The organism is Longimonas sp., assembly GCF_040409695.1.
Classification (GTDB): Bacteria; Bacteroidota; Rhodothermia; order Rhodothermales; family Salinibacteraceae; genus Longimonas.
Map to the genome: position 1 here is coordinate 12,958 of NZ_JARWGJ010000083.1, position 25,409 is coordinate 38,366.

The 25,409-nt window shown below is 59.0% G+C and carries 20 protein-coding genes and 1 pseudogene; 11 read left to right on the forward strand and 10 right to left on the reverse strand.

Translation table 11 applies throughout. The annotated features are described in order from the left end of the window. Window positions 1–74: 74 nt before the first annotated feature. On the forward strand, window positions 75–1,100 hold the full coding sequence (locus PPP56_RS05270) for an orotate phosphoribosyltransferase (RefSeq protein WP_353562985.1): 1,026 nt from the start codon (window positions 75–77) through the stop codon (window positions 1,098–1,100). An 84-nt stretch (window positions 1,101–1,184) separates the two neighbouring features. Further along, the gene (locus PPP56_RS05275; RefSeq protein WP_353562986.1) at window positions 1,185–2,279 is read left to right on the forward strand and encodes a glycosyltransferase; all 1,095 of its coding nucleotides are present in this window, start codon (window positions 1,185–1,187) and stop codon (window positions 2,277–2,279) included. A 163-nt stretch (window positions 2,280–2,442) separates the two neighbouring features. On the opposite strand, the gene PPP56_RS05280 is transcribed toward PPP56_RS05275, so the two are convergent. The 5 genes from PPP56_RS05280 to PPP56_RS05300 form a co-directional block, all read right to left on the reverse strand. Continuing rightward, a complete protein-coding gene (locus tag PPP56_RS05280; RefSeq protein ID WP_353562987.1) occupies window positions 2,443–3,219 on the reverse strand; it encodes a ferredoxin reductase domain-containing protein in 777 nt (258 codons plus the stop codon). A 32-nt stretch (window positions 3,220–3,251) separates the two neighbouring features. Further along, complete coding sequence (locus PPP56_RS05285) at window positions 3,252–4,271, reverse strand: AAA family ATPase (RefSeq protein ID WP_353562988.1); 1,020 nt, start codon at window positions 4,269–4,271, stop codon at window positions 3,252–3,254. A gap of 120 nt (window positions 4,272–4,391) precedes the next feature. Beyond that, complete coding sequence (locus PPP56_RS05290; RefSeq protein WP_353562989.1) at window positions 4,392–5,774, reverse strand: peptidylprolyl isomerase; 1,383 nt, start codon at window positions 5,772–5,774, stop codon at window positions 4,392–4,394. A gap of 210 nt (window positions 5,775–5,984) precedes the next feature. After that, window positions 5,985–6,902, reverse strand: coding sequence for a peptidyl-prolyl cis-trans isomerase (locus tag PPP56_RS05295; protein ID WP_353562990.1), 918 nt, complete (start codon window positions 6,900–6,902; stop codon window positions 5,985–5,987). Between the two features lie 31 nt (window positions 6,903–6,933). Further along, the gene (locus tag PPP56_RS05300; RefSeq protein ID WP_353562991.1) at window positions 6,934–8,604 is read right to left on the reverse strand and encodes a peptidylprolyl isomerase; all 1,671 of its coding nucleotides are present in this window, start codon (window positions 8,602–8,604) and stop codon (window positions 6,934–6,936) included. A gap of 318 nt (window positions 8,605–8,922) precedes the next feature. On the opposite strand from PPP56_RS05300, the gene gltX reads away from it, so the two are divergent. The 7 genes from gltX to PPP56_RS05335 all read left to right on the forward strand — a co-directional run bounded on the left by gltX (window position 8,923) and on the right by PPP56_RS05335 (window position 15,971). Next, complete coding sequence (gene gltX / locus PPP56_RS05305) at window positions 8,923–10,416, forward strand: glutamate--tRNA ligase (RefSeq protein WP_353562992.1); 1,494 nt, start codon at window positions 8,923–8,925, stop codon at window positions 10,414–10,416. A 62-nt stretch (window positions 10,417–10,478) separates the two neighbouring features. Next, window positions 10,479–11,480 carry a phosphoribosylformylglycinamidine cyclo-ligase gene (purM, locus tag PPP56_RS05310; protein ID WP_353562993.1) on the forward strand — a complete coding sequence of 334 codons (1,002 nt, stop codon included), beginning with the start codon at window positions 10,479–10,481 and terminating at the stop codon, window positions 11,478–11,480. Window positions 11,481–11,628: 148 nt separating this feature from the next. After that, the gene (gene plsY / locus PPP56_RS05315; RefSeq protein WP_353562994.1) at window positions 11,629–12,315 is read left to right on the forward strand and encodes a glycerol-3-phosphate 1-O-acyltransferase PlsY; all 687 of its coding nucleotides are present in this window, start codon (window positions 11,629–11,631) and stop codon (window positions 12,313–12,315) included. 134 nt (window positions 12,316–12,449) lie between these two features. Next, window positions 12,450–13,487 (forward strand): NAD(P)H-dependent glycerol-3-phosphate dehydrogenase, encoded by a 1,038-nt coding sequence (locus PPP56_RS05320; protein WP_353562995.1) that lies wholly within the window; start codon window positions 12,450–12,452, stop codon window positions 13,485–13,487. A gap of 267 nt (window positions 13,488–13,754) precedes the next feature. Next, window positions 13,755–14,393 (forward strand): AlbA family DNA-binding domain-containing protein, encoded by a 639-nt coding sequence (locus tag PPP56_RS05325; protein WP_353562996.1) that lies wholly within the window; start codon window positions 13,755–13,757, stop codon window positions 14,391–14,393. 339 nt (window positions 14,394–14,732) lie between these two features. After that, the gene (locus PPP56_RS05330) at window positions 14,733–15,308 is read left to right on the forward strand and encodes a carboxymuconolactone decarboxylase family protein (protein ID WP_353562997.1); all 576 of its coding nucleotides are present in this window, start codon (window positions 14,733–14,735) and stop codon (window positions 15,306–15,308) included. A gap of 81 nt (window positions 15,309–15,389) precedes the next feature. After that, a complete protein-coding gene (locus tag PPP56_RS05335) occupies window positions 15,390–15,971 on the forward strand; it encodes a carboxymuconolactone decarboxylase family protein (protein WP_353562998.1) in 582 nt (193 codons plus the stop codon). Between the two features lie 82 nt (window positions 15,972–16,053). Here the strand turns inward: PPP56_RS05335 and PPP56_RS05340 are convergent, their stop codons facing one another. The 5 genes from PPP56_RS05340 to PPP56_RS05360 all read right to left on the reverse strand — a co-directional run bounded on the left by PPP56_RS05340 (window position 16,054) and on the right by PPP56_RS05360 (window position 21,594). Continuing rightward, complete coding sequence (locus PPP56_RS05340) at window positions 16,054–16,374, reverse strand: YhbY family RNA-binding protein (protein WP_353562999.1); 321 nt, start codon at window positions 16,372–16,374, stop codon at window positions 16,054–16,056. Between the two features lie 177 nt (window positions 16,375–16,551). Next, window positions 16,552–17,844 (reverse strand): hypothetical protein, encoded by a 1,293-nt coding sequence (locus tag PPP56_RS05345; protein WP_353563000.1) that lies wholly within the window; start codon window positions 17,842–17,844, stop codon window positions 16,552–16,554. A 158-nt stretch (window positions 17,845–18,002) separates the two neighbouring features. Then, window positions 18,003–18,977, reverse strand: coding sequence for a glycine betaine ABC transporter substrate-binding protein (locus PPP56_RS05350; protein WP_353563001.1), 975 nt, complete (start codon window positions 18,975–18,977; stop codon window positions 18,003–18,005). A gap of 292 nt (window positions 18,978–19,269) precedes the next feature. After that, window positions 19,270–20,166 (reverse strand): ABC transporter permease, encoded by an 897-nt coding sequence (locus tag PPP56_RS05355; protein WP_353563002.1) that lies wholly within the window; start codon window positions 20,164–20,166, stop codon window positions 19,270–19,272. Between the two features lie 99 nt (window positions 20,167–20,265). Continuing rightward, window positions 20,266–21,594 carry a quaternary amine ABC transporter ATP-binding protein gene (locus tag PPP56_RS05360; protein ID WP_353563003.1) on the reverse strand — a complete coding sequence of 443 codons (1,329 nt, stop codon included), beginning with the start codon at window positions 21,592–21,594 and terminating at the stop codon, window positions 20,266–20,268. Between the two features lie 342 nt (window positions 21,595–21,936). On the opposite strand from PPP56_RS05360, the gene PPP56_RS05365 reads away from it, so the two are divergent. Next, window positions 21,937–24,105, forward strand: coding sequence for a prolyl oligopeptidase family serine peptidase (locus tag PPP56_RS05365; RefSeq protein WP_353563004.1), 2,169 nt, complete (start codon window positions 21,937–21,939; stop codon window positions 24,103–24,105). A gap of 243 nt (window positions 24,106–24,348) precedes the next feature. Further along, window positions 24,349–25,409: pseudogene (locus tag PPP56_RS05370) on the forward strand (glutamate synthase subunit alpha); the annotation flags it as partial.

Consider the following 25,409-nt stretch of genomic DNA (forward strand, 5'->3'; position numbering starts at 1 on the left):
GCAATGTGCCTGTGACTGTTTCTCACTACTAAACTGCGGTTTCTCTCCCACGTCACCTTATTGCATAGCTATTTATGAACTACCGAAGCATTGCTCATCTTTCTAATGACGTGCGCTCATGGAGCGCCACCCTACCGCGCGACCTTGATCTAATCGTGGGGGTGCCCCGAAGTGGAATGCTTCCTGCGAATATGGTGGCGCTGTATCGCAATCTGCCACTTACTGATCTGCAGGGGCTCTTGGAAGGACGGTTGCTGTCCTCCGGACCACGTGGAGGACAGGGCCTCACTGAAAAAGAGTTGCGGCAGGGGAGGTGTAAAATCCTTGTTCTCGACGATTGCGTGTCGACAGGACGTGCAATGCGCGAGGTATACAAACAAATTGCACCACTTCAAGACCGGCATAATATACTCGTCGGGGCGATCTACAGTGACCCAAAGGCTGATATTGAGCTCGACGTGCAGTGCACTGAGCTCCACATGCCTTATCTCTTCGAGTGGAATATCATGCACTCCTGGGGCGTAGAGCATGGTTGCCTGGACATGGATGGCGTGCTCTGCCGCGATCCCGACCCGCATCAGGATGATGACGGACCGGCGTACCGCCAGTTTCTCAAGGAGGCCGCTCCGTACCTGCTGCCCACAAAAAGGGTGGCCCGTATTGTAACATGTAGACTGGAGAAATATCGGGCAGAGACCGAGCAGTGGCTCGCAGATCACGGCGTAGAGTACGAGCAGCTTACAATGATGCAATCTGACGCAGCCGCACGCGACGCGGATCGGCGCCACGGAGCATACAAGGCGGAAGTGTATCGGTCAAAAAACCGGTACCAGTTGTTCATAGAAAGCAGTCTGCACCAAGCACGCCAGATTGCGAAATGGAGCGGAAAGCCTGTGTTTTGTGTTGAGACCATGGAGATGCTCGTGCCAGGTACACATCCCTTTCAGTCTGTTGATGCAGCGCCACACGACTACCATACCGGTCTATTCAATGGTCGGGTAAAGCGAGTGGCTCGCAAGGCAACGGGCTACCTGCGCGCAACGGCGCACGAAACCCGCACGTGGATGCGTGCGCTCACGAAGCAGTGGCAGCGTGCTTGATGAAATGCTCAAAGAAAAAGTAAGACGGTGTTAAGGCAAGTCACATAAGCAAATAGTGTTGGACGTCAAATCCAAAGAGACCAGATGCCTACTTCTACTAAATACAGCGTTGCTTCAAGTAACCATATCGAGGAAGATATAAGTCCTGCTTCCGTCGGCATCATAACGCCTTGCTACAATGCAGAAGCATTTGTTGAGGAGGCCATCGCGTCGGTCGATGATCAGACGTTCACAGATTGGCAGCATATACTCGTAAACGACGGGAGTACCGATCAAACCGCGGCTATTCTTGATGCTTGTGCCGATAGCGACCCACGCCGGCATGCGGTGCACCAGACCAACAAGGGGCAGGCCGTCGCGAACAACCGCACCGCTGCACAGGTCGCCGATGCATTTGACTACCTGCTCTTTTTGGATGCTGACGATACGCTTATGCCGCAAGCAGTCGAACGTGCGGTGGCGTACCTTGATGCCCGTCCACAGGTCGGTGTGGTGCACTGGCGCTTCGAAGTCGTTGACAAGAGCGGACAGCCGCTGCCTGGTCATTTCAAGAACGGCTGGCACCGTCGCTACGTGCCTACTCGCTTCGGAGTACGTGTTCTGCCTGACGACGCAGCCGAGACACCGCTCAACGCAATACTTACACACTGCGGTATGATTCCTTCGTGCATGCTGATACGACAGTCGGTATTTGCACGAACAGATGGATTTAACGACACCGCACTTCTATCAGATGGCCTGAAGGATGTCGATCTATACATCCAGATGGCGCTTGAGGCGCCGATCCACCGGTTGCCGGCAACGTTATCGCGGTACCGGGTGCACGAGAGCCAAGTGACCTCAGACATCCAGCAGATGGATCGGCAGTACGAGAAACTGCTCTGGCGATGGCGGAGAATTGCGCGGGGCAAATGCGCGGACAACAGGCGCCTTAAGGAGGCATTGCTTTTTGCAGAGTGCCGGAAGCCTACGTCTATTCGGCTTCATGCAGCGGCATGTGAATGGGAGAAAGGGCGGTACAAAGCAGCAACTCGGATATGGACCGCTGCTGTTGTGCGTTACCTGTGGTCGCTGCTTCCAAACCGTGTGGCTGCTCCACTCTATCTTGAGATGCGGGCACACATAGAGCAACAGCCTGCCTATCAGCGTGCTACAGAGCAAAGCGCCAGGGGCGCGTAGCTGCAAATGTATATGCAGTGCGAAGGGAGAAAACCAACTCAGGTCTGGTACCGATGAGCTCCCGTCGACTCGATCGGGAAAGAACACTCCTTCGTCGAACCAGCGGCATTGAACCCGTTGGGCCGTACCTCGGTGCGGAGAGATAAAGAACCACCTACACCATCTACGCCGTAGTGCGCCGCTCTACAAAATACTTCTCTTCGTGGATGCGCTCGTCAGGAAGAGCGGCCCGCTGGCCGATGGCTTGGGCCTTGTCGATCATCTGCGGGTGCCCGCAGGTGTACAGCGCGGTGTCGTCGAGCGGAAATCCGGCAGCGTCCCAGTGCTTGCGAAGCACATCTTCAACCCGCCCCCGCTCACCCACCCAGTCCGGATTCTCGTGCGGACGGCTCACGGTGGGTACGTAGTCGATGGCACTGTGGGTCGCGGCGTACTCTGTAAGCTCTTCTTGGTAGCGCCCCAGCTCACGGGCATAGCTGCCGCCATGGATCACCAGAAAGCGGTCGTCGCGCCGCTCAGGTTCGGATCTGCTGAGCCAGGTGCGCAAGATGCTAACGTAAGGACCCACACCCGTCACGGTAGCAGCCATCACATGATGGGTCACGTCGGTATCCAACACGAACCGGCCTACTACCTTGCGACGCATCCAGAGCGAAGCGCCTGGCTCAAGATCCCAGAGGAGGGGGGTAAGGCGTCCGTCGTCGACGCGTTCGAGGTAGAACTCAAGGTGCGTGTCGTTGGGCGTGCCGATCACCGAATAGGGACGCAGAAGCGGACGCGGCAGGTCATCGACAGTGAGACCAACCGTCGCGTACTGTCCGGGGGTAAACTCCACAGGTTCGGGAGCCTCCACATGCAGTACCGCAATGTCTTCAGTGAAGGACTCGCGGCGGGTGAGTGTGAGCTGTAGGTAGCGGTCGGGGTCGGGGGAAGTAGGCATTGATAGTACAGAAGACTAAATGAGCAACGTCTTTACGCCTCCAGCAAGCGCTGAATGACATCCTGGGTCGACACGCCATCCGCCTCCGCATTGAAGTTAGTCACAATGCGATGCCGAAGTACGGGCAGTGCGATGCGGCGCACGTCTTCTTCGAGCGGGGTGGCGCGCCCGTCAAAGGCAGCCAGCGTTTTCGCACCGAGGATCAGGTACTGCGAGGCACGCGGCCCGGCGCCATACTGCAGGTAGTCGTTTACGTACGAGGGGGCGCGATCGCTGTCTGGACGGGTGCGAGCCACCAGGTCGACAGCGTACTCAATAAGATGGTCCGTTACGGGGAGCTGACGCACAACCTGCTGGTGACGCAGGACCTCCTCGGCGCTGAGTACGGCGCGTGCTTCGGGAAGAGCGTCTGCTGTAGTGGCACGCACCACGTCGACCTCTTCGTCGAACGAAGGGTAGTCGAGCCACAGGTTGAACATAAAGCGATCGAGTTGAGCTTCGGGGAGGGGATAGGTTCCCTCTTGCTCGATGGGGTTCTGGGTAGCGAGTACGAAGAACGGCGCTTCGAGCAGACGGGTTTTCCCGCCGGCCGTTACGTGGCGTTCTTGCATTGCTTCGAGCAGCGCAGCTTGCGTTTTGGGCGGGGTGCGGTTGATCTCGTCGGCAAGCACAATGTTGGCGAAGATGGGCCCCTCCACAAACTCGAAATGGCGCTGTCCGTCGGCCGTCTCCTGAATGATGTCCGTGCCGGTAATGTCGCTCGGCATCAGGTCGGGGGTGAACTGGATGCGGCTAAACGACAGGTTCAGTGCGCGAGACAGCGTGCGCACAAGTAGGGTCTTTGCGAGCCCCGGTACACCGACGAGCAGAGTGTGGCCGCGTGCAAAGAGGCAGACGCATACCTGCGTGATGATGCGATCCTGGCCAACAATGACACGACTGATTTCGCTGTGCAGCGCGTCATAGGCGTCGCTTACAGCGGCAACGGCAGCGCCGTCTACTTCAGAAGACGAGGACGTCGAGGGGACGGAGGAGGGTTCGGGAGAAGGCATACAGCGGGTTGAAGGTAGGCGAACAAGACGCGGGGCAGATGGGGGAAGACATCGACCGGGCTGCTGGCCTCTTCCTGCTCGTGAGCAAGCGGTGGCAGCCAGGCGTGTGCCTTGAAACCATTACTGCGAGGCCATAAGCGCTTCAGGGTCGTCTACCAGAATGTTGATGTAGAACTCCTCCCGTTTCTCCTGTAGCCATTCCTCAAGCACCCGGGCCTGCTTCTCCTGCAATGCAAACTGACGGATGCGCTCGTAGTCCATCTCCAGGTTCACGCGGTGCTCGGGTACGCGGCGATGTAGCTTTACAATGTGGAACGCCCGGTCGCCGTCGAGCAGACGCACGCGATTGGGTTCGCTGATCTCACCCTCCTCAAGTCCGCGCAGGCTGCGCTGCCAGGAGGGCCCCAACTGCTCGATAGCCAGGTCGCGCGTGCCGGTGCGCGGATCAACCACGCGTCCGCCCATGTCGGCGCTTCGGGTCTCCTGGGAGTGCCGGCTGGCCATGCGCTCAAACGGCTGGCCGTGGTGCAGAATCGAGTCGCGTACCGTGTTCAGAAACTCGATGGTCTGCGACTCATCGGCTGAGCGGCGGTCTACGCGAATCAGGATGTGGTTAAGGTCGACAGTGTTGCCGCGGCGTTCGTTCACGCGCAAGATATGGTAGCCGGTGTGCGTCGGGTTGTAGAACGGCTCCGAGACCTCGCCTTCAGGAATGCGTGCCGCGACCGCCGCAAACTCAGGCACAAATCCGTCCAGGCTGATGTTATCGATCCGCCCGCCCCGCTGGGCAGAGCCAGGGTCTTCCGAGAACTGCTCGGCCATCTCTTCGAAAGAGGCGCCGCCCGCAACGACAGAGTCACGAATCGCTGTGATGATTTCTTCTGCCTCCGCACGGGCTTCCTCGGTTGGCTCCGGGTAGCGCACGATGTGAGAGATGCGGACCGATGCGGGAAGGATAGGAAGCTCCTCTTCAGGAATCTGGTTGAACCACTCCTCGATCTCCGAAGGCGTGATGCGTACCCGGTTTACGCGCTGGCGGCGCACCTGGTCGGCAAGCATCTGGTCGCGAAACTCGTCACGAAAGCTCTCACGCATTTCGGCAGGCGTCTGCCCGTACATCTCGGCAAGTGCATCCTCGCCGCCGGCCTGAGCGGCCATCTGCTGGATCTGGCGCTCAAGCTGTGCATCTACCTGCTCGTCGGGAATCGTGATGTTCGTATCCCGCCGTGCAATCTCCGCCATCACGCGCTGGTTGATGAGCTGGTTCAGCCCCTCGCTCCACATTTCGGAAGAGGCTTCGCCGCGCTGCTGACGCTGCTGCTGCATGCTCGCGACCATCTGGTCGACGTCTGACTTCAGGATAACGTCTGACTCGACAACGGCGACCACGCGGTCAACGATCTCGCGGTTGTCAGACGGGGTTTGGGCGTGCGATCCATGCACAAGGCCTGCGGCGGTAACGCACGCAAGAAGGAAAAAAGCAGAAAGCGAACGGATCATCATGAGCAGGCGTCAAAACCAGAAAGAAAGAATACAGAAGGTGTACCGGGCCGGTGCTACGAGGATTGAGGCACCGACAGGCCGAGAGCGCTGAACGAAGCGCTGAGCCAAAGGGGTAAGCTAAAATACCGTGTTCGAAGCATACGGGCAAAATAGTACGAGCATCTGTGGCAGGCGTTCGGCGCGTGCCCGGCAGGTGCACTCCGGATAGGGCTACTCGTTAGGGGAAGACTCGTCAGATCCTTCGATAGGGCGAGAGCGTTCGTTGAGGACAGACGCATCAGACGGACGTGAGCGTACGTCGAGCGCGTTGCGCGCCTCGGCTTCGTTACGCAGGCGTTGAACCTCACGTTCATACATCTGTTTCCGCGACTGCGTGCGCAGGCGGCGCTCAATCTCGGGAGCCACCCACTCCAGCTCCGGCTCCTGACCGGCTTCTATGCGTTCGACCAAGTGCAACACGTGGTACGTGTCTTCACTGCGCGTTACATCCACGTCGCCAGCATCCATGGCAGCCACACGCTCGCGCAAGAAAGGCGCTTCGGTCATGCGCTGCCGTATCGGAAAGAACAGGTTGCCCACTCGGCAGGCCTGCTCGGCGTTGCGAACATCGCGCTCACAGACAGCTCCCCAGGCGTCCGGAGTTTCGCGAAGCGTCGCCGCAGCCTCAGAGGCCGTTTCGTCGTCATCCAGTCGCAGGTGGCGCAACTGCACGTAGGGCTCGCGCAGGCGCATCTGCTCACGATGGCGTTCAAAGTAGCGTGCAACGTCGTCGCGGTCGGGGTCCATCTCCGCGTTCTCGTAGATGCGGTTTGTAAGCGCGTTGATAAGCACCGACCGCCGCTGCTCCTCAAGCTGGGCCTGCACGTCCGGCTCGCTCTCCAGGTTGAGCCGCTCGGCCTCGTCCAGCAGTAGCGTACGCGTGACCCACTGCTCGATAATCTGGCGGCGCGCCTCCACGGTGTCGCCATCTACAGCCACCGACTGCAGCGCATCCGAGAGCTCTTGTTCGGTCAGGTACGCGTCGCCCACGCGAGCCGCATAAGAATCCTCAGGGGGCTCACTTCCGCATGCGGTAAGCAGCAAACTGGCACATAGCAGGGTTAGAGGGATGCGCAGCAGGTACAACATAGGGTACGCGTTCAGCTAACAGAAACGAAAGTTACGGAGTGGAAGCGCGTTGCTCGCGTAGGCGCTGCGGATACAATTCAGCCGCATGCCGGTCGCGTAAACGTTGGACATACGCCTGTTCGTACCGGTCGGGGGCAAGCGCTGCTGGCGTAGCCTCCGGTGCAACGTCGTCCGGTGCAGTCCAGACCGAGTCTTGCATAAGCTCAAACACGAGCAGTCCGTCGGTAAACAGTTCGATTTCCTGGCGCAAGTCGGGCTGCGACGCGGCCCAGGCGATGGCGGCCTGGTTGAGCACGGTATCATCGATCCAGTGATCTACCGCCTCGCCCACCGAAGCCGTGCGCAGGTCCGTATGACTGCGCAGGTAGCGGTGTAGCCCCTCGTGCCGAAGGGTATCGGGGCTCTGCATGCCGGCAGCTGATGAGGCGGGGGGCTGCACGGCAGCCAGCACCGTTGAGTCGGGCGTAGTCTGAAGCATCGACGACGCGCGGTCGGTCCATTCGGCGCCAAGCGCAGTACGCACCGCCGCAGTGTCTACCGTAACCGACCGGGCGGCGCGCAGCGTATCCACCAGGGTCTGGCGGCGCTCCTCGGTGCGGGGCATATTTTCGAGCTGAGTACGGAGCTCAGGCTCAGCCTCTTCAAACGACGGAAGCGGCTCGGCGGCGCGGCGCTGAATCAGGTAGAAGCCGGTGTCCAGCACAACGACCTCTGAGATGGCCCCATCGGTGTCGAGAGCGCGAACGGCATTGCGGAACGGAGCCGGCACGTACTGCTGAATGGATAGCCAGCCCAGCTCGCCGCCATTCTCGGCCGTGCGAGCGTCATCAGAGTAGAGGCGGGCGGCCTCAGCAAAGGCGGTGCTGTCGGGGGGAAGAGCGGCCGCAAGCGAATCGATGCGGGCCCGGGCGGCCTCGCGAGCTGCCGGCGTGTCGTCGTCGGGGCGGATGTGCAGGTAAGCGATACGCGTGCGTGGCATGCGGGACTGCCGGTCGAGCACGTCGATAAGGTGGTATCCGAAGGGGGAGCGTACCACTGCGGGAGGCGCATCAACCGGATGGCGATACATGGCGTCTTCGTACGAATCTACCAGCTGGCCGGCGCTCAGGTAGCCCAGATCGCCCTCAAAGCCGCGCTGGCCGCGCTGCTGGACAGACGGGTCATCGGAGGCGGTACGGGCAAGCGCTGCAAAGTCGGAGCCCGCCTGTACGGAGTCGCGGAGCGCATGGATCTGGTTGTACGCCGCCAGGGTGTCTTCGGGCGGAGCGTTCTCGTCGACCCGGATGAGAATGTGGCGCGTGCGAACTTCCTGTTGCTGGCGCTGATAGAGCGTGTCGAGTAGCGGAGCGGTAACGTGCGCCTCCAGAAACGCCGGGCGGGCCCGCTCCTGCACGTAGTCGCGAATCTCCTGCTGCACAGCGGGCTGCGCATCGTATCCCACCTGACGCGCTTCATGAACCTTCAGCCGGTAGTTAAGATACTGGTCCAGAAACGTAAGCAGCTCTTGCGTCGTGTCGGCGACGGCGGTGCCGGTATGCTGGCGATTCCAGGCGGCGTGTAGCGCTTCGTAGGTGATCGTGCCCCCGTCGTAGGTGGCAACCGGGCGATCGGTGGACGATGGCGCAGGCGCAAGTGTTTGGCATGCGCCAAACAGGGCCGTACCCATTAGGAGCACGGCGAGTAGAAGCGGGGGGGTACGCATCAGAGGCGATAGAACAAGTACGGAATGAAAGAAACAGTGTGCCACCTGTGGTCATGCAGCTCGCGTGTTCGTGCAGCTCACGCTGAAGACCTTCGGGTCATACTTCTACAGCGTACGGGGTGGGAGGAGCAGGAGTGCTGCCTCGGCATTCTGCAGGCTCCGTTTGTGAGGCTCCGTTGCATTGCCCGGCAATTGCACAGGAGATACGGAACTGCCCGGTTGGCCGAGGGCTACCACCACCGATGCTCTCGAACGAAGCGTTTGCTTTATCGACTGTTCCTCGTTTTCTGTTCCATTCAAGATAGCTCCTCCTTCTTTATGGCTGATTCTGCTTCTGCCCCGGTTCGTGTGCGGTTTGCTCCGAGTCCTACCGGACGTCTGCACATCGGCGGGCTGCGCACAGCGTTGTACAACTACCTGTTCGCTCGTAAACACGACGGCGATTTTATTCTGCGTATTGAGGATACCGACCAGTCGCGCTACGTGGAGGAGGCCGAGCAAGACCTGATGCGTGCGCTGGCATGGTCGGGGTTGGAGTACGATGAGGGGCCGGGTACGGGCGGTCCGCATCAGCCCTACTACCAGTCGCAGCGCTCGGGCCTCTACCAGCGCTTCGCGCAGAAGTTGATTGACAGCGGCGACGCGTATTATGCTTTCGACACAGAAGAAGAAATCGAAGCGATGCGCGAGCGCCACGCCTCCGACGAGAACCCTTCGCCGGCCTACAACGCCAGCACACGCATGGAGATGCGCAACTCGCTTTCGCTGAGTGAAGACGAGGTGCAGCAGCTGCTGGATGAGGGCGCCCCTCATGTTGTGCGGCTGAAGATTCCGGGCAATGAAACCGTGCGCTTTGAGGACGAGGTGCGGGGCACGGTTACCTTTGAGACGGGCGGACTTGACGACCAGGTACTGCTGAAGTCCGACGGACTCCCGACGTACCATCTTGCCAACGTGGTGGATGACCACCACATGCGCATCTCGCACGTGATTCGGGGCGAAGAGTGGCTCCCATCTACGCCCAAGCATGTGCTGCTTTACAATGCATTTGACTGGACGCCCCCCACGTTTGCGCATCTACCGCTCATCATGAGTCCTGAAGGCGGTAAGCTCTCGAAGCGCGACAGCAACGAGCTGGGCATCCCCGTTTTCGTGACCGACTACCGCGAAGCCGGCTACGAGCCAGAAGCGCTGCTTAACTTCCTGGCGCTCCTGGGATGGAATCCGGGTACGGAGCAGGAGATCTTTTCGATGGAGGAGCTTATTGAGGCGTTCTCGCTCGACCGCGTGGGGGTGAGCGGGGTGCAGTTCGACCTGGACAAGCTCAACTGGTACAACGAGCAGTACCTGCGCGACATGGACATTGAGGTGTTCGCTGATCGCTTGCGTGAACACATTGCCGAGGAGCGCCTCCCCATCACACGCGAGCGCATCGTTGCCATTGCCGGGCTGGTGCAAGACCGCGTTTCAAAGATCAGTGAGGTGATGACCGAGCATCGCTACTTCTTTGAGGATCCGGATTCGTACAACGAGGCATGCGTAGAGAAACGGTGGTCAGAGACCTCTGCGGCCCTTCTGCGCGATCTGGCGGAAGCGTACGAGCAGGCCCCGGCGTTTGACCGCGATGCCGTAGAGCAGGGCATGCGCACCGTGGCCGATGCTCATGACGTAGGGCTGGGTAAGGTCATCCACCCGGTGCGTTTGGCCATTACAGGCCGTACGTACGGGCCCGGCATCTTTGACCTGGTGGTACTTATGGGGCGCGAAACAGCGCTGCGCCGTATTGATGCGGTGATCGAGGAACTTGGGTAGCCGCAGCGTTGCTACCCCAGGTTTCTTTTCGGGCATTCCCTAACTTATCCGCTTGCTGAACCATGGCCACCTACAAAGACGCCGGTGTCGATATCGATGCGGCAGACGAAAGCGTCGATCGCATCAAGTCTGCCGTGCGCGAGACCTTCACATCCGGCGTACTCGCCGACATTGGCGCTTTCGGAGCGTTCTTCGAGCCCGACCTTTCCGGGTACGACCGGCCTGTGTTCGTTTCCTCGATCGACGGCGTGGGCACGAAAGTGCTTGTCGCCAGGCGCGCAGGGCGTTTTGACACGGTCGGGCAGGACCTCGTGAACCACTGTGTCAACGATATCGCCTCCTGTGGGGCCGAGCCGCTCTTCTTCCTGGACTACTATGCCACCGGCGAGCTGCATCCGGACCGGGCCGAGGCGCTGATCGGAGGATTCGCCACAGCGTGCAAGGAGAATGGCTGCGCGCTCATCGGCGGCGAGATCGCAGAAATGCCCGATGTGTACGCGGCGGACGACTTCGACCTGGCCGGAACGATTGTGGGCATGGTCGACAAATCAGCGATCATCGACGGGTCGGAGGTGCGGGCTGGAGATGTGCTGCTCGGGCTGCCCTCGACCGGCCTCCATACCAACGGGTTCTCCCTGGCACGACATGTGCTCTTCGAGGCGTTCGCTATCGACGAGCCGGTCGATGCGCTCGGCGGTGATACAGTAGGCGAGACGCTGCTATCCGTGCACCGGTCGTACCTTGGCGCCATCCGTGCAGCGCGCGAGGCCGGTTCGGTACACGGCATCGCACACGTGACAGGCGGAGGCCTGCCGGGCAACCTTGCACGGATTATTCCGGACGGATTCGAGGCGCAGGTGGACTACGGTGCATGGACGCGTCCTGCAATCTTTGATCTCATTCAGGAGACCGGGAATGTGCCGGAGTCAGATATGCGCCGCACGTTCAACCTGGGAATCGGACTCGTATTTGCTGTCCCTGAGAAGCAGGTAAAGGCAATAACCGATGCCCTCGTGGCGGAAGGCACGTCACCTGTGCACATCGGAACGGTTTCGGCAGTATAGCCGGCGGCATAACGCGGCCAACAGGTAGCGCAGCACTGATGCGACCAAGGAGCAGAGAGGAACAAAAAGCGCTACCAAGCGCGTTACGACATCCCCACATTACCCCGCCTGGTTCTTTTGGTCATTCGCGCTTTCGAGCGCTGCAGTTATGCTAACCCTTGCCGTTATCCTCGTTCTTGGCTACCTCATTGGCTCCGTGCCATCCAGCGTGTGGTTGGGAAAGATGGTGCATGGGATTGACGTACGGGACTACGGAAGCGGCAACGCTGGGGCAACAAATGCATTTCGGGTGCTTGGGTGGAAAGTTGGTTCCAGTGCGCTACTATTCGATATGGGCAAAGGAGCGTTTGCTGCTGGCGTCATTTCACAGCTGCGATTGGGGGCACTCCCGTCTATGGGAAGCTGGGAAGCAGATACGGTAGCAACAGTCGTTGCGCTCCTGGCAGGCCTTGCAGCGATCGTAGGTCACATGTTTCCGCTCTACCTTGGTTTCGATGGCGGAAAAGGAGTTGCAACGACCGCAGGGGCTTTGCTGGCTATTACACCGCTCACGATGCTGGTCGTTATGGCGATCTTCGTTGCGGTGCTGCTTCCGTCTGGATATGTATCGTTGGCCTCAATGATTAGCGCGGTCGCGTTCCCCGTCTCCGTTGCTGTGCAGATCTTTGTTTTTGGTACGGGACTGAACATAAGCATACTGGTGGTCGGTATTGTGCTGGCGCTGGGTATCATTATTGCACACCGTTCCAACATACGGAGACTCATAGCCGGAGAAGAAAATCAATTCTCCTCATTCCGTCCGGCAAAAGGCATGATTGGGCGCGACGAGATATAACGTGGGTTGATGAGATATAGGCTGCTGCAGATGCGCATTCCTACGCCTCGCTGCTTGCACATTGTGCTTTCGCCGGTTGTGCTTTCGCTGGCATCTACTCTTCGATCTTTTCTACTTGCAACGCACACGTAGGCATGAAAAACGCAGACCTGACGATATGGGGAAGTGGCAGCTGGGGCACGGCACTGGCTGTGCATCTGGCGAGGCACGGTCGAACCGTGTGCCTGTGGAGCCGCTCAGAAGAGCAGGTCAACGAGATGCGTAGCACGCACCGCAACGAAACGTACCTGCCAGACACGGTGCTCCCCAAAGACGTGCACATCACGTCGGATGTGCGTGTTGCGGCGCAAGCGGCGCCGATGTGGGCCCTCGCCGTACCCTCACACGCAGTGCGCAGCGTAGCTACGATGCTGCAAGGGCATCTCGGGGAGGTCACCTGTGCGGTTTCGCTTGCCAAGGGAATCGATAGCGAAACGGGCGAGACCATGACGCAAGTGATGGAGGCAGTGTGGGCCGATCATCACAACCTGCCTCCCTGTGTGGCGCTTTCGGGGCCAAGCCATGCCGAAGAGGTCGCGCTGGATGCCCCTACAACGGTCGTAGCAGCGCATCCCACAGAAGAGTGGGCCGAGGCAGTCCGCGACCTGTTCATGACAGACCGGTTTCGTGTGTATACCAATACCGACCGACTCGGCGTGGAGATGGCCGGTGCAGCGAAGAACGTGCTGGCGCTGGCAGCGGGCATCTGCGATGGCGTAGGCTACGGCGATAATGCAAAAGCTGCACTCATTACCCGAGGCCTGGCCGAGCTGCGCCGACTGGGAACAGCGCTCGGAGCCGCCCCCGAAACGTTTGCCGGACTTGCAGGCATTGGTGACCTGGTCGTTACGTGCGTGAGCGGACACAGCCGCAACCGTCACCTGGGCGAGCAACTGGGGCACGGGCAGACACTCGGCGAAGCGCTCGACGCTATGCACATGGTTGCGGAGGGCGTTTACACCACGAAAGCCATTTACCGGCTGGCCCATCAAAATGAGGTCGACATGCCCATTACGTCTGCCGTGTATGCTATTCTGCATGAAGACGCCGATCCGCACGCGCTGATGGAGCGGCTAATGGCGCGTGATCCAAAGCCTGAGGTACGACCGTTCGTTGAAGGAGCACGGGGGTAAGCCGCCTCTGGAAACCCCTATCTGCGTAAGATGTCTTCCGTCCAGATAGACGTTCGCCGTTGCTGCGTACCAGTACCGTAGCCTACCATAGCGGTGGAATGATCGCTTCAGATGCTACCGAAAGCATACCTCAGCGTGCATCCTGAAGTGCAACGAAACGCAAAAGACTAACTGCGCGGGTACAACTTCCTCGTTTCTGGTCGTTACTGCTCTTCTGGAATCCTGTCACATCTCGGGGTTTGTTTGTACGATTGCATTGCACCGCCTATGACGCTTCAAGAACTCAAACAACTGGTTTCGCTCGGAGAAGGCCGAACGTTGGAGTTCAAACACCGAGTGCCACGCCCGGAGCGTATCGCAAAAGAGGTGGTTGCACTGGCCAACACGCAAGGCGGACGTATCTTGCTGGGCGTCGACGACGATGGCACACTGGTTGGCGTCGACGATGCGGCAGAAGAGGCTTTCATCCTACGCCAAGCAATCAATGACTGGTGTGAGCCCCCCGTGCCGTATCATACGAACCGCGTAGTTATTGCACCACGCCGCGACGTGCTCGTGGTGCAGGTACCAGAGAGTCCGGCAAAGCCGCATGTGGTACGCAAGGCGAACAACAACGAGATAGCATACATCCGCGTCGACGATATGAGCGTAGAGGCAAGTCCAGAGTCGGTTCGGCTCATGGAAGACGATATGCGTTCGAACGGCCTCTCCGTGTCGTTTGGCGATGCAGAGTCGCTGCTGCTGCGCTATCTCAAAGACTACGGCCGCGTAACGGTTGCTGAGTTTGCGCGCATGGCCGACCTATCTGCTGATGAAGCATCGGCGATCCTTGTGCAGCTTACGCAGGCCGACCTGCTGGAACTTCATGCTGAGCGTGAGGAAGACTTTTTCACGCTCTCATATTGAGCAGATATTGAGCATTGGGCAGCGCCACTGCTTATTGATTTTGCCCATTCAGAGCAGCCCTTGAAAGCCCTTGAAAGCTCACTGCAAGCTGCAGTCAGCGGCGCAGGTCTTCTGACGGCTTCTCAGAGCTACATAACTTCCTGAATTTCTGTGTGCTGGCAAAGGTCCGCCATATCTCCATCTCGATTAGCGTCTAAAGACCATCCGATCTGAGATTTGCTTCGTATTGTAGACTGTATGGCAAGTTTTATTGACATCGTGGCATATAACTGCTATCATTTGGCAAGTATATGTTGCTAATACGCTTTATGTAAACGTTTATGTAATTGAATCGAGGATATGGATAAGCCGTCGGCAGCACAGATGCATGAGGAGGCGCGCCGTCTGTACGGCGTTGTGCCCAACTTTTTTAAGGAAACGGGAGCATATACAGCGGCGCCCGCTGCGGTATATCTGATTGCCGACGAGGCGCTGATGAACGGGGTCCTCTCGCGTCGTGAGCAGCAGGCGGTTTTGCTTGAGCTTGCACGCATCCACGACAGCCGGTACGACGCGGCGGTGCATGCACGTATGGCGCTGGATGCGGGCCTCTCCCCAACGCTTGTCGGACAGCTCCTGGACGGGAAAGCCGTCGATGATACGCGTCTCCAGGCGCTCGTTGAAGCTACGCATCGTTCGTGTGAGAAGCGCGCATGGCTTACGCCAGACGATATAAAACAGCTCCGAAACCAGGGAGTGACGCGCGGTGACCTCTACGAAATTTTTGCGCTTACGGGGATGAAGAAGATGACGGCATTCACCCACCATATCAGCAACTTCGCCGTCGAGGCTCCGCTTAAACCAATCGACGATCAGCTGGGAAATCGTTTCCAGAAACCAAAGACGACCCGGCGCCAGCGTCTGTTTGTGGGGTAGCGCTCTGTCGAGCAACCATCTGCACGACCCTCGCCCCGCCACTCCTGCGTCGCTTCCTGCTCCCAACGTCCTAACGCTCCGATGGCTACGCCCAGCAAGACCCAGTTCGACCGCTCCGTGAAGATGGCTCAGGCATACTACGGACTCGTGCCTGAGATCATTAAGGTCGTAAACAAACACAACCCTGCCGTCGCGCAGATCTATATTGCGGCGATGGAGCTGATGGAAGAGGGAGAGCTTCCGGATGACGAACGGGAGGCTGTTATCTTAACCGTCTCGCGCTATAACGACTGTCACTACTGTGCTCGCACGCACGCCGCGCTGGGCTATGCTGCGGGCTTGTCTAAGGAGAGCATCGAAGCCATCAACCAGGGGCGCTTGCCGGCTGATGAGCGGCTCAAGGCCGTCGTGCAGGCCACACGCCTCATGCTCGATAAGGAAGGCTGGCTAAACGACGATGACCTGGCTCAGCTGGAAAAGCGGGGCATTACGCGCATGCATCTTTACGAGATCAACGCGCTGATCAGCCTTAAAACACTGAGTAACTACATTAACCACGTTGCAAAGACCAAGATCGACGAAGGGCTCGACCAGCTCTTTCCGATCATGGCCGAGATCAACCAGGACGGTTGGGCTGAAGTCCCGGATGAGACGAACGTGTGAGTGTGGGTATGGAGGAGAGAGGACCTCGCGCGGGCCTTTCATACGTCTACCCCTCCAAGCGTCTCAAACTCGAATCCTTCCATCACGGCAATTCCAGTTCGGGGTCCTCAGGGAAGGGGCGATACAGAATCATAATGCTACCAATGATCTGTACCACGTGAACGGGCGACGCGCCGGTGCCGATGCGGTCGAGTAGGTCGTTGCTTAGAGCACGCACGTCATCGGGTGAGCCACCCAGGGTCTTCACTTTGAGCAGCTCCCGGGTGTTGAAGGCTTCCTCAACCGCGGCAACGACGCCAGGGGTGAGTCCGCTGTCGCCAATACGGACAACCGGATCAAGGTCGTGCGAGGCGCCGCGCAAGAAGGCGCGCTGTTTAGACGTGAGCGAGGGCGTATCAGACATAGAATAAGATTGAGTACAATAGATAGACGGACAACGGTGAAAAGGAATACGCGGCAGAAGATCCGCGTGCGCATCCCCCTTGACCCTGTAAAGCTGTAAAGAGTACGTGCACAAAAACGATGGCGCTACCCTGCATGTAGCAAGGCAGCGCCATTGTAACGTGCAACAGGGACCGTGTTAGAAGTACAGCCCGATGTTGATGTTGAAGGCCGTGCGCCACTCATTGTCGGCTTGCTGGGCCATGACGCCGCCGAAGGTTTCATCGAAGGGCTGGTTGAAGGGATGCCCTTTGCTGATGATAAGATCGGTGTACGCGAAGAGCGGTCCGGCTGCGGTTGTGAATCCGAGGATGTGTGACACGTTGTCGTTCCAGCCGTCGACGTCTTTCACGACCTGGCTGTAGTCGTAGTGCGGCGCGATCGCCGAGATCGGCCCGATGTCTACGGGGATGGTGTACGACAGGCTCGTCGAGTAGACGTCGATGTCGCTGGCTACGCGGTAGGTGCCGCCGTAGGCCCCCATCGTTACGAAGTCGGTGCTCTCGCCATCGGCAACGGGCGGGTTCATATTCTGCTGCGCAAACTGAAGCTTCGCTTCAAATCCGCCCAGCTGCTGCTGTACATGCACCGCATAGGCACCGTGCCAGTCGGTGTTGCCGGCAGCAGGGTCTTCTGGCGTTTCAAAGTCTTGATTGCCTTGGTTGGTCAACTGGCCAATCTGTCCAGAAACTCCAACTTTTGTTGAGGCATCATCGCCGTGCACAAAAGTGCGGGCAATTTTCAGATTGCCCTGATGTTCTTGCACCGTGTTGCGGAGGTTGTCAGCACCGGGCACTACGTCATACGAGTACCGATCGGCGGTGGTGGTGCCGAAGAAGTCGGTGCCTGCCGGGTTCATGTAATAAGCTGTCTGGATATCCCAGTTGCCCGGCGAGAAGAGGGCTTTCACGCCTGAGTTGTACTGGTCTTCAAGCCCCACATAGTAGGTGTTGTTAAAGAACCAGCTGCTGGAGGCAAACGGCTGGATGCCAAACGGCGACTGGCTCACGCCGACCTGCACCTCAGCGGCATCGCTGAAGGCGTATCCGACCCATCCATGATGGATAAAGAGCCCGCCGAAGGCATCGGGATAGATGGCGTATTCGGTCGAGAAGGTGAGGTCGCCGTAGCTTCCGTTGGCGTTGATGCGGAAGGTATCGAACGTGAACGCGCCGTCGCTAAGCACACGGTCGGCCCCCTCTTCGAAGGGCGTATCGGCACCGTAGTTGCGAAACAGCGTGTTGAAGCTGATGGAGCCGCCTACGTTCACGTCGAGCGTAGGCTCGTCATCCTGTTGCGTGGTTGTTGCGCTCTCGGACGCGTCGTCTGATGCGGCGGCATCCGTGCTCTCAACGCTATCGGACTGCGCAAACGCGGAAGGCATTCCGACAAGTGCAAGGATGAGACAGAGTGTTGTAGTCAGTTTAGCCATGGGGGAGTAGGTTCTTCACAGAAGAACGAAAGTAAAAGCGGTTAGAATCCGCACAGAGATAATACAGAGATAATACTGTGCGACGGTGGATCGGGTGGACGTCCAATCATACGCCGGAGCCCAGTAGGCTCCGGCGTAGTGGACCATGCGATGCGAGATTAGCGAGATGCGGTGAAGTCGTCGGCAGCCTCTACGTCATCAGGGATCCAGCTGGAAACCGTTTCGCGGTGGTCTTGAATCCACTGCTGGGCGGCCTCATACGGGTCGTCGGTGTCGGCGTCGGGACGATAGGGCTGCATGAGCGCATTCAGCTCTTCGTCGTTAACCTTCACATTGTCGAAGAACTGAACTACGCGCTCAGGGAATTGCTCGTCAAAGTCGGTCCGAGCGACAGCGAAGATGTCCTCGGGCTCGCCAAACACATCGGTCTGGCCGGTCTGGGCTCCTTCAATGTAACGCAGGTCGTAGCGTCCCCACTTCCAGTGCGGCTGCCAGCCAGTTACGATGATGGGGTCTTCATTCTCAATAGAGCGCTGCAGCTGCGACCAGGTAGCGGGTCCGCTCGATGCAAGCACCTCGAACCCTTCGATGTTGTTATTGGCAAGGATATCGCGTGCTTGCTGGTTGACAGCAGCGCCGGACTCAATGCCGTGAATGCGTCCATTGAGAGCGTCGCGGTGGTCGGCGATATCATCCACCGAGTGGATGTCGGTGTACGCAGGAACGGCCAGTCCCACGGTTGTACGATCGTACCACTGGCCGACTTTCTTCAGTTCGCCCTCGTGTTCTTCCATGGCGCTGCTGTGCGTAATGGGGAGCCAAGCCTCGACGAACACGTCGGCAGCGCCTGAAGCAACGGACGAGAAGGCGGTACCGCCGCCTGTGACCTCGCTCATGCGGTCGACGTTCATGTCGAGGCTATCTTCGAGTAGCTCATGCATCACGTGGGCCATGGCTACACCTTCAACCCAGTTCACATAGACCAAGCTAATATCGTCGCGTTCATCAGCGGGGTCGGCGTCGCCACCGCAGCCTGTCAGGGCAAACACGCCGATCAGGAGAGCAGCAAGTGCCCCCGAAAGCCATCGGGTTGGGTTGGAAAGGGGATCGGATGTCAGTTGAGATTGCGCCATAGAAGGTAAGTAAAACTATGCAATAAACAACGATTCATCTCTGCAAGGTAATGCAGCGTGGGGGAGTGCAGCAGAATCCACAAGCCGACAGGCAGCACGAGGCAACCAGACGACTGCGGATGTGCATACACAATGCTACAGTAGCCACGCAATCGCCATCACGCTCAATAGTTTATAAGTACGCGTAAAGTCTGCGTAATTAGATGTTACGTTATCGGTACTATGCGTGTCGCGATGCTATGCGTGTCGCGATGCGATGCAGCGGTATGCCATAGCATGCTGTGCACCAATGCTACGCCACGGTCGCCTGCGGCTCTTGCGTAGCTGCGCGTTCGCCGATGGCTTGCGTGATGCGGTCGAGATAGATTGCCAGGATAACGATCGCGAGTCCCCCGTTGAATCCGTCAGCGATCTGAAGCTGGGTCACCCCACGCACAACCGGCTGTCCGAGGCCCTCGGCACCAATCAGCGCTGCAATCACAACCATAGAGAGCGCGAGCATGATGGTCTGGTTTACACCGGCCATAATGGTAGGAAGCGCTACGGGAAGCTCCACCTTGAGCAGCGTCTGGCGGGTGGTCGCTCCAAACGAGCGCGCCGCTTCGACGACCTCTTCAGGTACTTCGCGGATGCCCAGGTTGGTGAGGCGCACGACAGGAGGCGTTGCAAAGATAAAGGTTGCAATGACGCCCGGCACCTCGCCCAGTCCGAACAGAAGCACGGCCGGAATGAGGTAGACGAAGGCGGGCATCGTCTGCATAAAGTCGAGCACGGGACGCACGCCGCGGTGCACGGCCTCATTTTTGGAGGCCCAGATGCCCACAGGAATGCCAACGACCAGGCAGAGAAGCGTTGCAATCAGGGTCAACGCTACGGTCTCCATTAGAAGCGTCCAGAATCCCATCCCAAACACAAAGCTCGCCTCGGTGAAGGGAAGCGGGATCGTAACCTGGTCGATGAGCAGCAGTCCAATAGCGCTGAAGAGGGCCATGCCGCGTGAGCATATCCACCACGCCAGGGCGGTCAGAAGGGCGATCATGACGAAGCTCGGGGGATACAGAAGAACCGACTCCAGTCCGCCGATGAGCAGGGCTATGAAGTTAGTGATAGCGTCGAAGGCCGCCGAGAAGTTCGTCGTTAGCCAGTTAATAAGTCGTTCGAACTCGGCGCCAATATCAAACTCGATCACAGGAGATAGAAGGTCTCTTTCGTGAGAACAGGAGAAGGTAGATGCGGGTGCTGCTTACAGGCTGCTTACAGGCTGCCTACAAAAAAGGCTTCAGAGCGCTTAGGCCGCGCTTTCGGCATCTGCAGAAGGGGCGCCGTTAAGCGGGCGCTCGGTCGACCCGACGTGCTTGAGCTGGGCTTTCTCGGGCGTGGCATCCTTGCCAAGCGCACCCGACTCCATCAGGTTCTCAATGTTGGTGGTCATCTCCGATAAGATAGATGCCCGATCAACGACACCAACAAGCACATCGTCGTCATCAAGGATAGCAATAGGCAGCTCGGCTTCGAAGACAACAGGAAGCAGTGCAGCCACAGGAGTGTTCTGGTGGGCCGTAGGCACTTCGTGCACAAGTACTTCGCCGAGATCGTCGGCATCTTGTGTGCGTAGCGACACGGCATCGTCGAGGCGCACAATGCCCAACAGCTTTCCATCAGCGTCTACGGCGTAAACGATTGAGGTGCCGTCCTTACGCATCTTTCGGATAGCGACAGCCGGACCATGGGGCTTGTCTTCAGTTAGATGCACGGTAGGATACGACCGCATCAGCGTCGACGCCTGGATGACACGCGTTCGGTCTACGTCTTGCACGAACGAGCGCACGTAGTCGTCGGCAGGCTTCGTCAGAATCTCTTCGGGCGTGCCAACCTGCACCACCCGCCCCGACTTCATGATGGCGACGCGGTCGCCGATCTTAAGCGCTTCGTCAAGGTCATGCGTCACGAATAGAATGGTACCCTGCACATCCTGCTGCAAGCTGATCAGCTCGTTCTGCATCTCGCTACGTATGAGCGGGTCGAGCGCGCTGAAAGGCTCGTCCATGAGTAGAATATCGGGGTCGTTCGCCAGCGCACGCGCCAGCCCAACGCGCTGCTGCATCCCTCCGGAGAGGGCTGCAGGCTTGTGATCCTCGTACCCCTTGAGTCCCACCAGTTCGATAGCTTCCTGAGCGCGCTTGCGACGCGTTTCTTTGTCGACGCCACGAACTTCCAGGCCGAACTCAACATTCGACTGGGTCGTCCGATGCGGCAGCAGCCCAAAGTGCTGAAACACCATCGACACTTTCTGGCAGAGGGCCGTCACCTCGGCATCGCTCATCTCCGTAATGTCATCCCCGTCGACATATATCGAGCCACTGGTGGGCTCAACCAGCCGGTTCAGGCAGCGCAGCAGCGTCGACTTGCCGCTGCCCGACAGCCCCATGATCACAAAGATCTCTCCCTGACGGACCGTGAACGAAGCGTCGTTGACCGCCACGGTGCATCCGGTCTGCTCTAAAATCTCTTCGTTGGAGTAGCCCTCGTCAAGGAGCGAAAGCGCCTCCTCGGTCGATGAGCCAAATACCTTGTACAGATTGCGAACCTCTACAGCTGACGTATCGGTTGAAGACATATAAAAAGATGGTTATGCGTAATCGCGAGCATAAGGTATAACCATCATCGTAACGAGTGGCAGGGTCAGGTGTTTTGCGCACGGCCAACCAGCACCGAACATATAGCACCTAACATGTAGCACCGAACAGGAGTGCTTTAGCCGAGAACCGGCAACGATGCAGTCTATGCACGCTTTCAGCAGACTCATAACGGAAGCCAGACCGGGCACGCACCTTGATGTGCATTTCACCGCCACGGTACCTACCATATGTGCACGTATTATGCCCTCAATCGGCCAAGCCCGTACGCCATGCACCATCTTGTACGTAGCCTCTGCAGTGTTCTCCTCCTAATGTTTTTTATGGGATGCGATGCGCCAGATGATCACCCCGAAAATGTCGCTAACACAGACGATGCGTCCTTCAACGAAGTGTCGGATACCCCATGGGAGGCCATCGAGGTATCCGACTATCCGGACACGCGCCAGGGCGATGTCGTCGATACCTATTTCGGTACGGAGGTCGCCGATCCGTACCGCTGGCTCGAAGACGACACCTCCGATGAAACCGCAGCCTGGGTGGAGGCGCAAAACGAAGTCACGTTTGGCGTGCTCGAAGCAATTCCGTTTCGCGATCAGATCCGCGAGGAGCTCACCGAGGCCTGGAACTACGAGCGCGTAACAGCACCGCGTGCTGAGGGCGACTACCACTACTTTTCGATGAACGACGGACTGCAAGATCAGTCTGTGCTCTACCGAACAGCCAACATTGAGGGGCTACGTGGCGACGATCTACGCGAGGAGGCCGAGGTCTTTCTGGATCCGAATACGTTCTCTGAAGACGGTACCACATCACTTGCCACCACCAGCTTTACCGACGACGGGAGCCTGGTGGCCTATGCCATCTCGGAAGGCGGCTCCGACTGGCGCAAGGTGATCGTACGCGACACCGAGTCGCTGGAGCAGGTGGGCGATACGCTGGTTGATGTCAAGTTCTCGGGCCTCTCCTGGCGCGGCAACGACGGATTCTACTACAGCAGCTACGAGGCGCCCGAAGGCAGTGAGCTCTCGGCCATGACCGACCAGCACAAACTGTACTTCCACGAGATCGGCACGCCGCAGTCTGAGGACACGCTCGTGTTTGGCGGCGAAGAGACCCCTCGGCGCTACGTATCGGGGCGTGTCTCCGAAGACGGACGCTTTCTGATCGTGAGCGCTGCGGAGAGCACAACCGGCAACGAGATTTACGTGCAGGATCTGGAGGACCCCAACGGCGTGCTCGAACCGGTCGTGGATAACTTCGACAACGATCACACCGTCATCGACACCGACGGCGATCGGCTGCTCATCCGCACGAACCTGAATGCACCCAACTATCGCCTCGTAGCAGCCAACATCAACGATCCGACGCCCGAGCAGTGGACCGACGTCATTCCCGAAACGGAGCATGTGCTCAGTGTAAGCAGCGCGGGCGGATCCCTCTTTGCCAGCTACCTGGTCGATGTGCAGACCGAGGTGCAGCAGTATGACTACGCCGGCACGTTCATTCGCGACGTGGAGCTGCCCGGCATTGGCACTGCAGGCGGGTTCTCCGGCGACCGGGACGCCGGCACGCTCTACTACACATTCACCTCGTTTACGTATCCCTCGACCATCTTTGCGTACGACATCGAAGAGGGCACGTCAGAGCAGTTCTGGATGCCCAGTATCGAGATGGATCCCGACGCCTATATCACCGAGCAGGTCTTCTACGAAAGCAAAGACGGCACCGAGATCCCGATGTTCATCACGTACAAGGAGGGCACCGAGCTTGACGGCACGAACCCCACGTATCTGTATGGATACGGAGGCTTTAACGTAAGCCTGCGTCCGTCCTTCGGCATCCAGCGCATGCTGTGGCTCGATAACGGCGGCATCTACGCGCAGCCGAATATTCGGGGCGGCGGCGAGTACGGCGAGTCGTGGCACGAGGCGGGCATCCGCACCAACAAGCAGAACGTGTTCGACGACTTCATTGCGGCCGGGGAGTACCTGATCGATAACGACTACACGTCGAGCGAGCGCCTGGCCATTGCCGGCGGGTCGAACGGCGGGCTGCTTGTCGGGGCCGTCATGACGCAGCGCCCAGATCTGGCTGAGGTGGCGTTTCCTGCCGTGGGCGTGCTCGACATGCTGCGCTACCACACGTTTACTGCTGGCGCCGGATGGGCCTACGATTACGGCACTGCTGAAGAGAGCGAGGAGATGTTCGAGTATCTGCTCGGCTACTCGCCACTGCATAACGTCGAGGACGGCACGCGCTACCCGTCGACGCTCATCACTACTGCCGACCACGACGACCGGGTCGTGCCCGCCCACTCGTTCAAGTTTGCGGCGGAGCTGCAGGATAAGCACGCGGGAGCGAATCCAGTCCTGATTCGCGTGGAGACCCGCGCGGGCCACGGCGCTGGACGCTCCACCGAGTCGCGCATCGCTGAGTGGGCCGATCGCTATGCCTTTGCCTGGCATGCCATGGGCGTGAACCCGTTCTGACAGATACAAGCCCCATCGCTGCAGTAGGAAGCTAAGCCTGACAGGTCACCATGGCCTGTCAGGTTTTTTCTGTAGCATCTTCCCCTTTATGAAGAAAAGCGCTTTCAACCTGCTGGTAGCGCTTCCATCCAACTACGGGCTTGTGTGATCCCAAACCTCCCCTTCTCTGCACAGTAGCTTCATTTCCCTGCGTCTTCATCTATACCTCGCTTCCAGCGGACTCCCGCTCGTCCCCGTATGCCTATGCACGCCGACGCTCTCTCTGCCGATCGTGAACGCGATGCGTGTGGCATCGGGTTTGTCGCCCATATGAATGCCGATCCATCGCACGCGGCCATCGACGAAGGGCTGTCGGTGCTGGAGCAGTTGGAGCACCGGGGGGCCTGTGGATGCGATGGTACGACCGGCGATGGGGCGGGGGTGCTCATCCAGATCCCGGATACGTTCTTCCGACAATGGGCGCAATCGCAAGACATCGACCTGCCGGAGCCCGGGGCCTATGGCGTCGGCACGCTCTTCCTCCCGAACGACCCTCCGCTCCGCACCGCCTGTATCCGACTCGCCGAATCTACCTTGCAATCCGACGGCCTGTCGGTGCTCGGGTGGCGCACCGTGCCCACCGAGTCGCACGTCTTGGGCAACGTGGCCACCGAAAACGAGCCTACGATCATGCAGTGTGTGGTCGCGTCCTCCCGCGAGCACTCGTCGAAGCAGACCTTCGAGCGTCAACTGTACGTAGCGCGTCGCAGCATCGAACGGCAAATTCAGACGCGCCTGCCTGAAGCGGCCGGCACCATCCACGTGGCCAGTCTGTCGGTGCAGACGGTCGTGTACAAGGGGATGCTGACAGCTGGCCAGCTGCGTGGGTATTTCCCGGATCTGTCGGTGCCCGCGCTGATGAGTCAGTTTGCGCTGGTGCACGCGCGCTTCAGCACCAACACGCTGCCGCGCTGGTCGCTCGCGCAGCCGTTTCGTCGCATCTGCCACAACGGCGAAATCAACACCCTGCGTGGTAACGTCAACCGGATGCGCGCTCGCGAGGCGCAGTTTGGCGCGCACCCTTTTGGCGACGACCTCGACCGCATCCGTCCGGTGCTCGACCTCAACGCCAGCGACTCGTGCATCGTCGATAGCGCCGTGGAGGTGCTGCTGCATAGTGGACGCTCGCTCCCCCACGCGCTGCGCATGCTCATTCCGCCTGCGTGGGAGCACAACGACGAGCTGTCGCCGCAAGAACGCGCCTTCTTCCAGTATCACGCCTGCCTCACCGAACCCTGGGATGGCCCCGCTGCCATCTCGTTTGC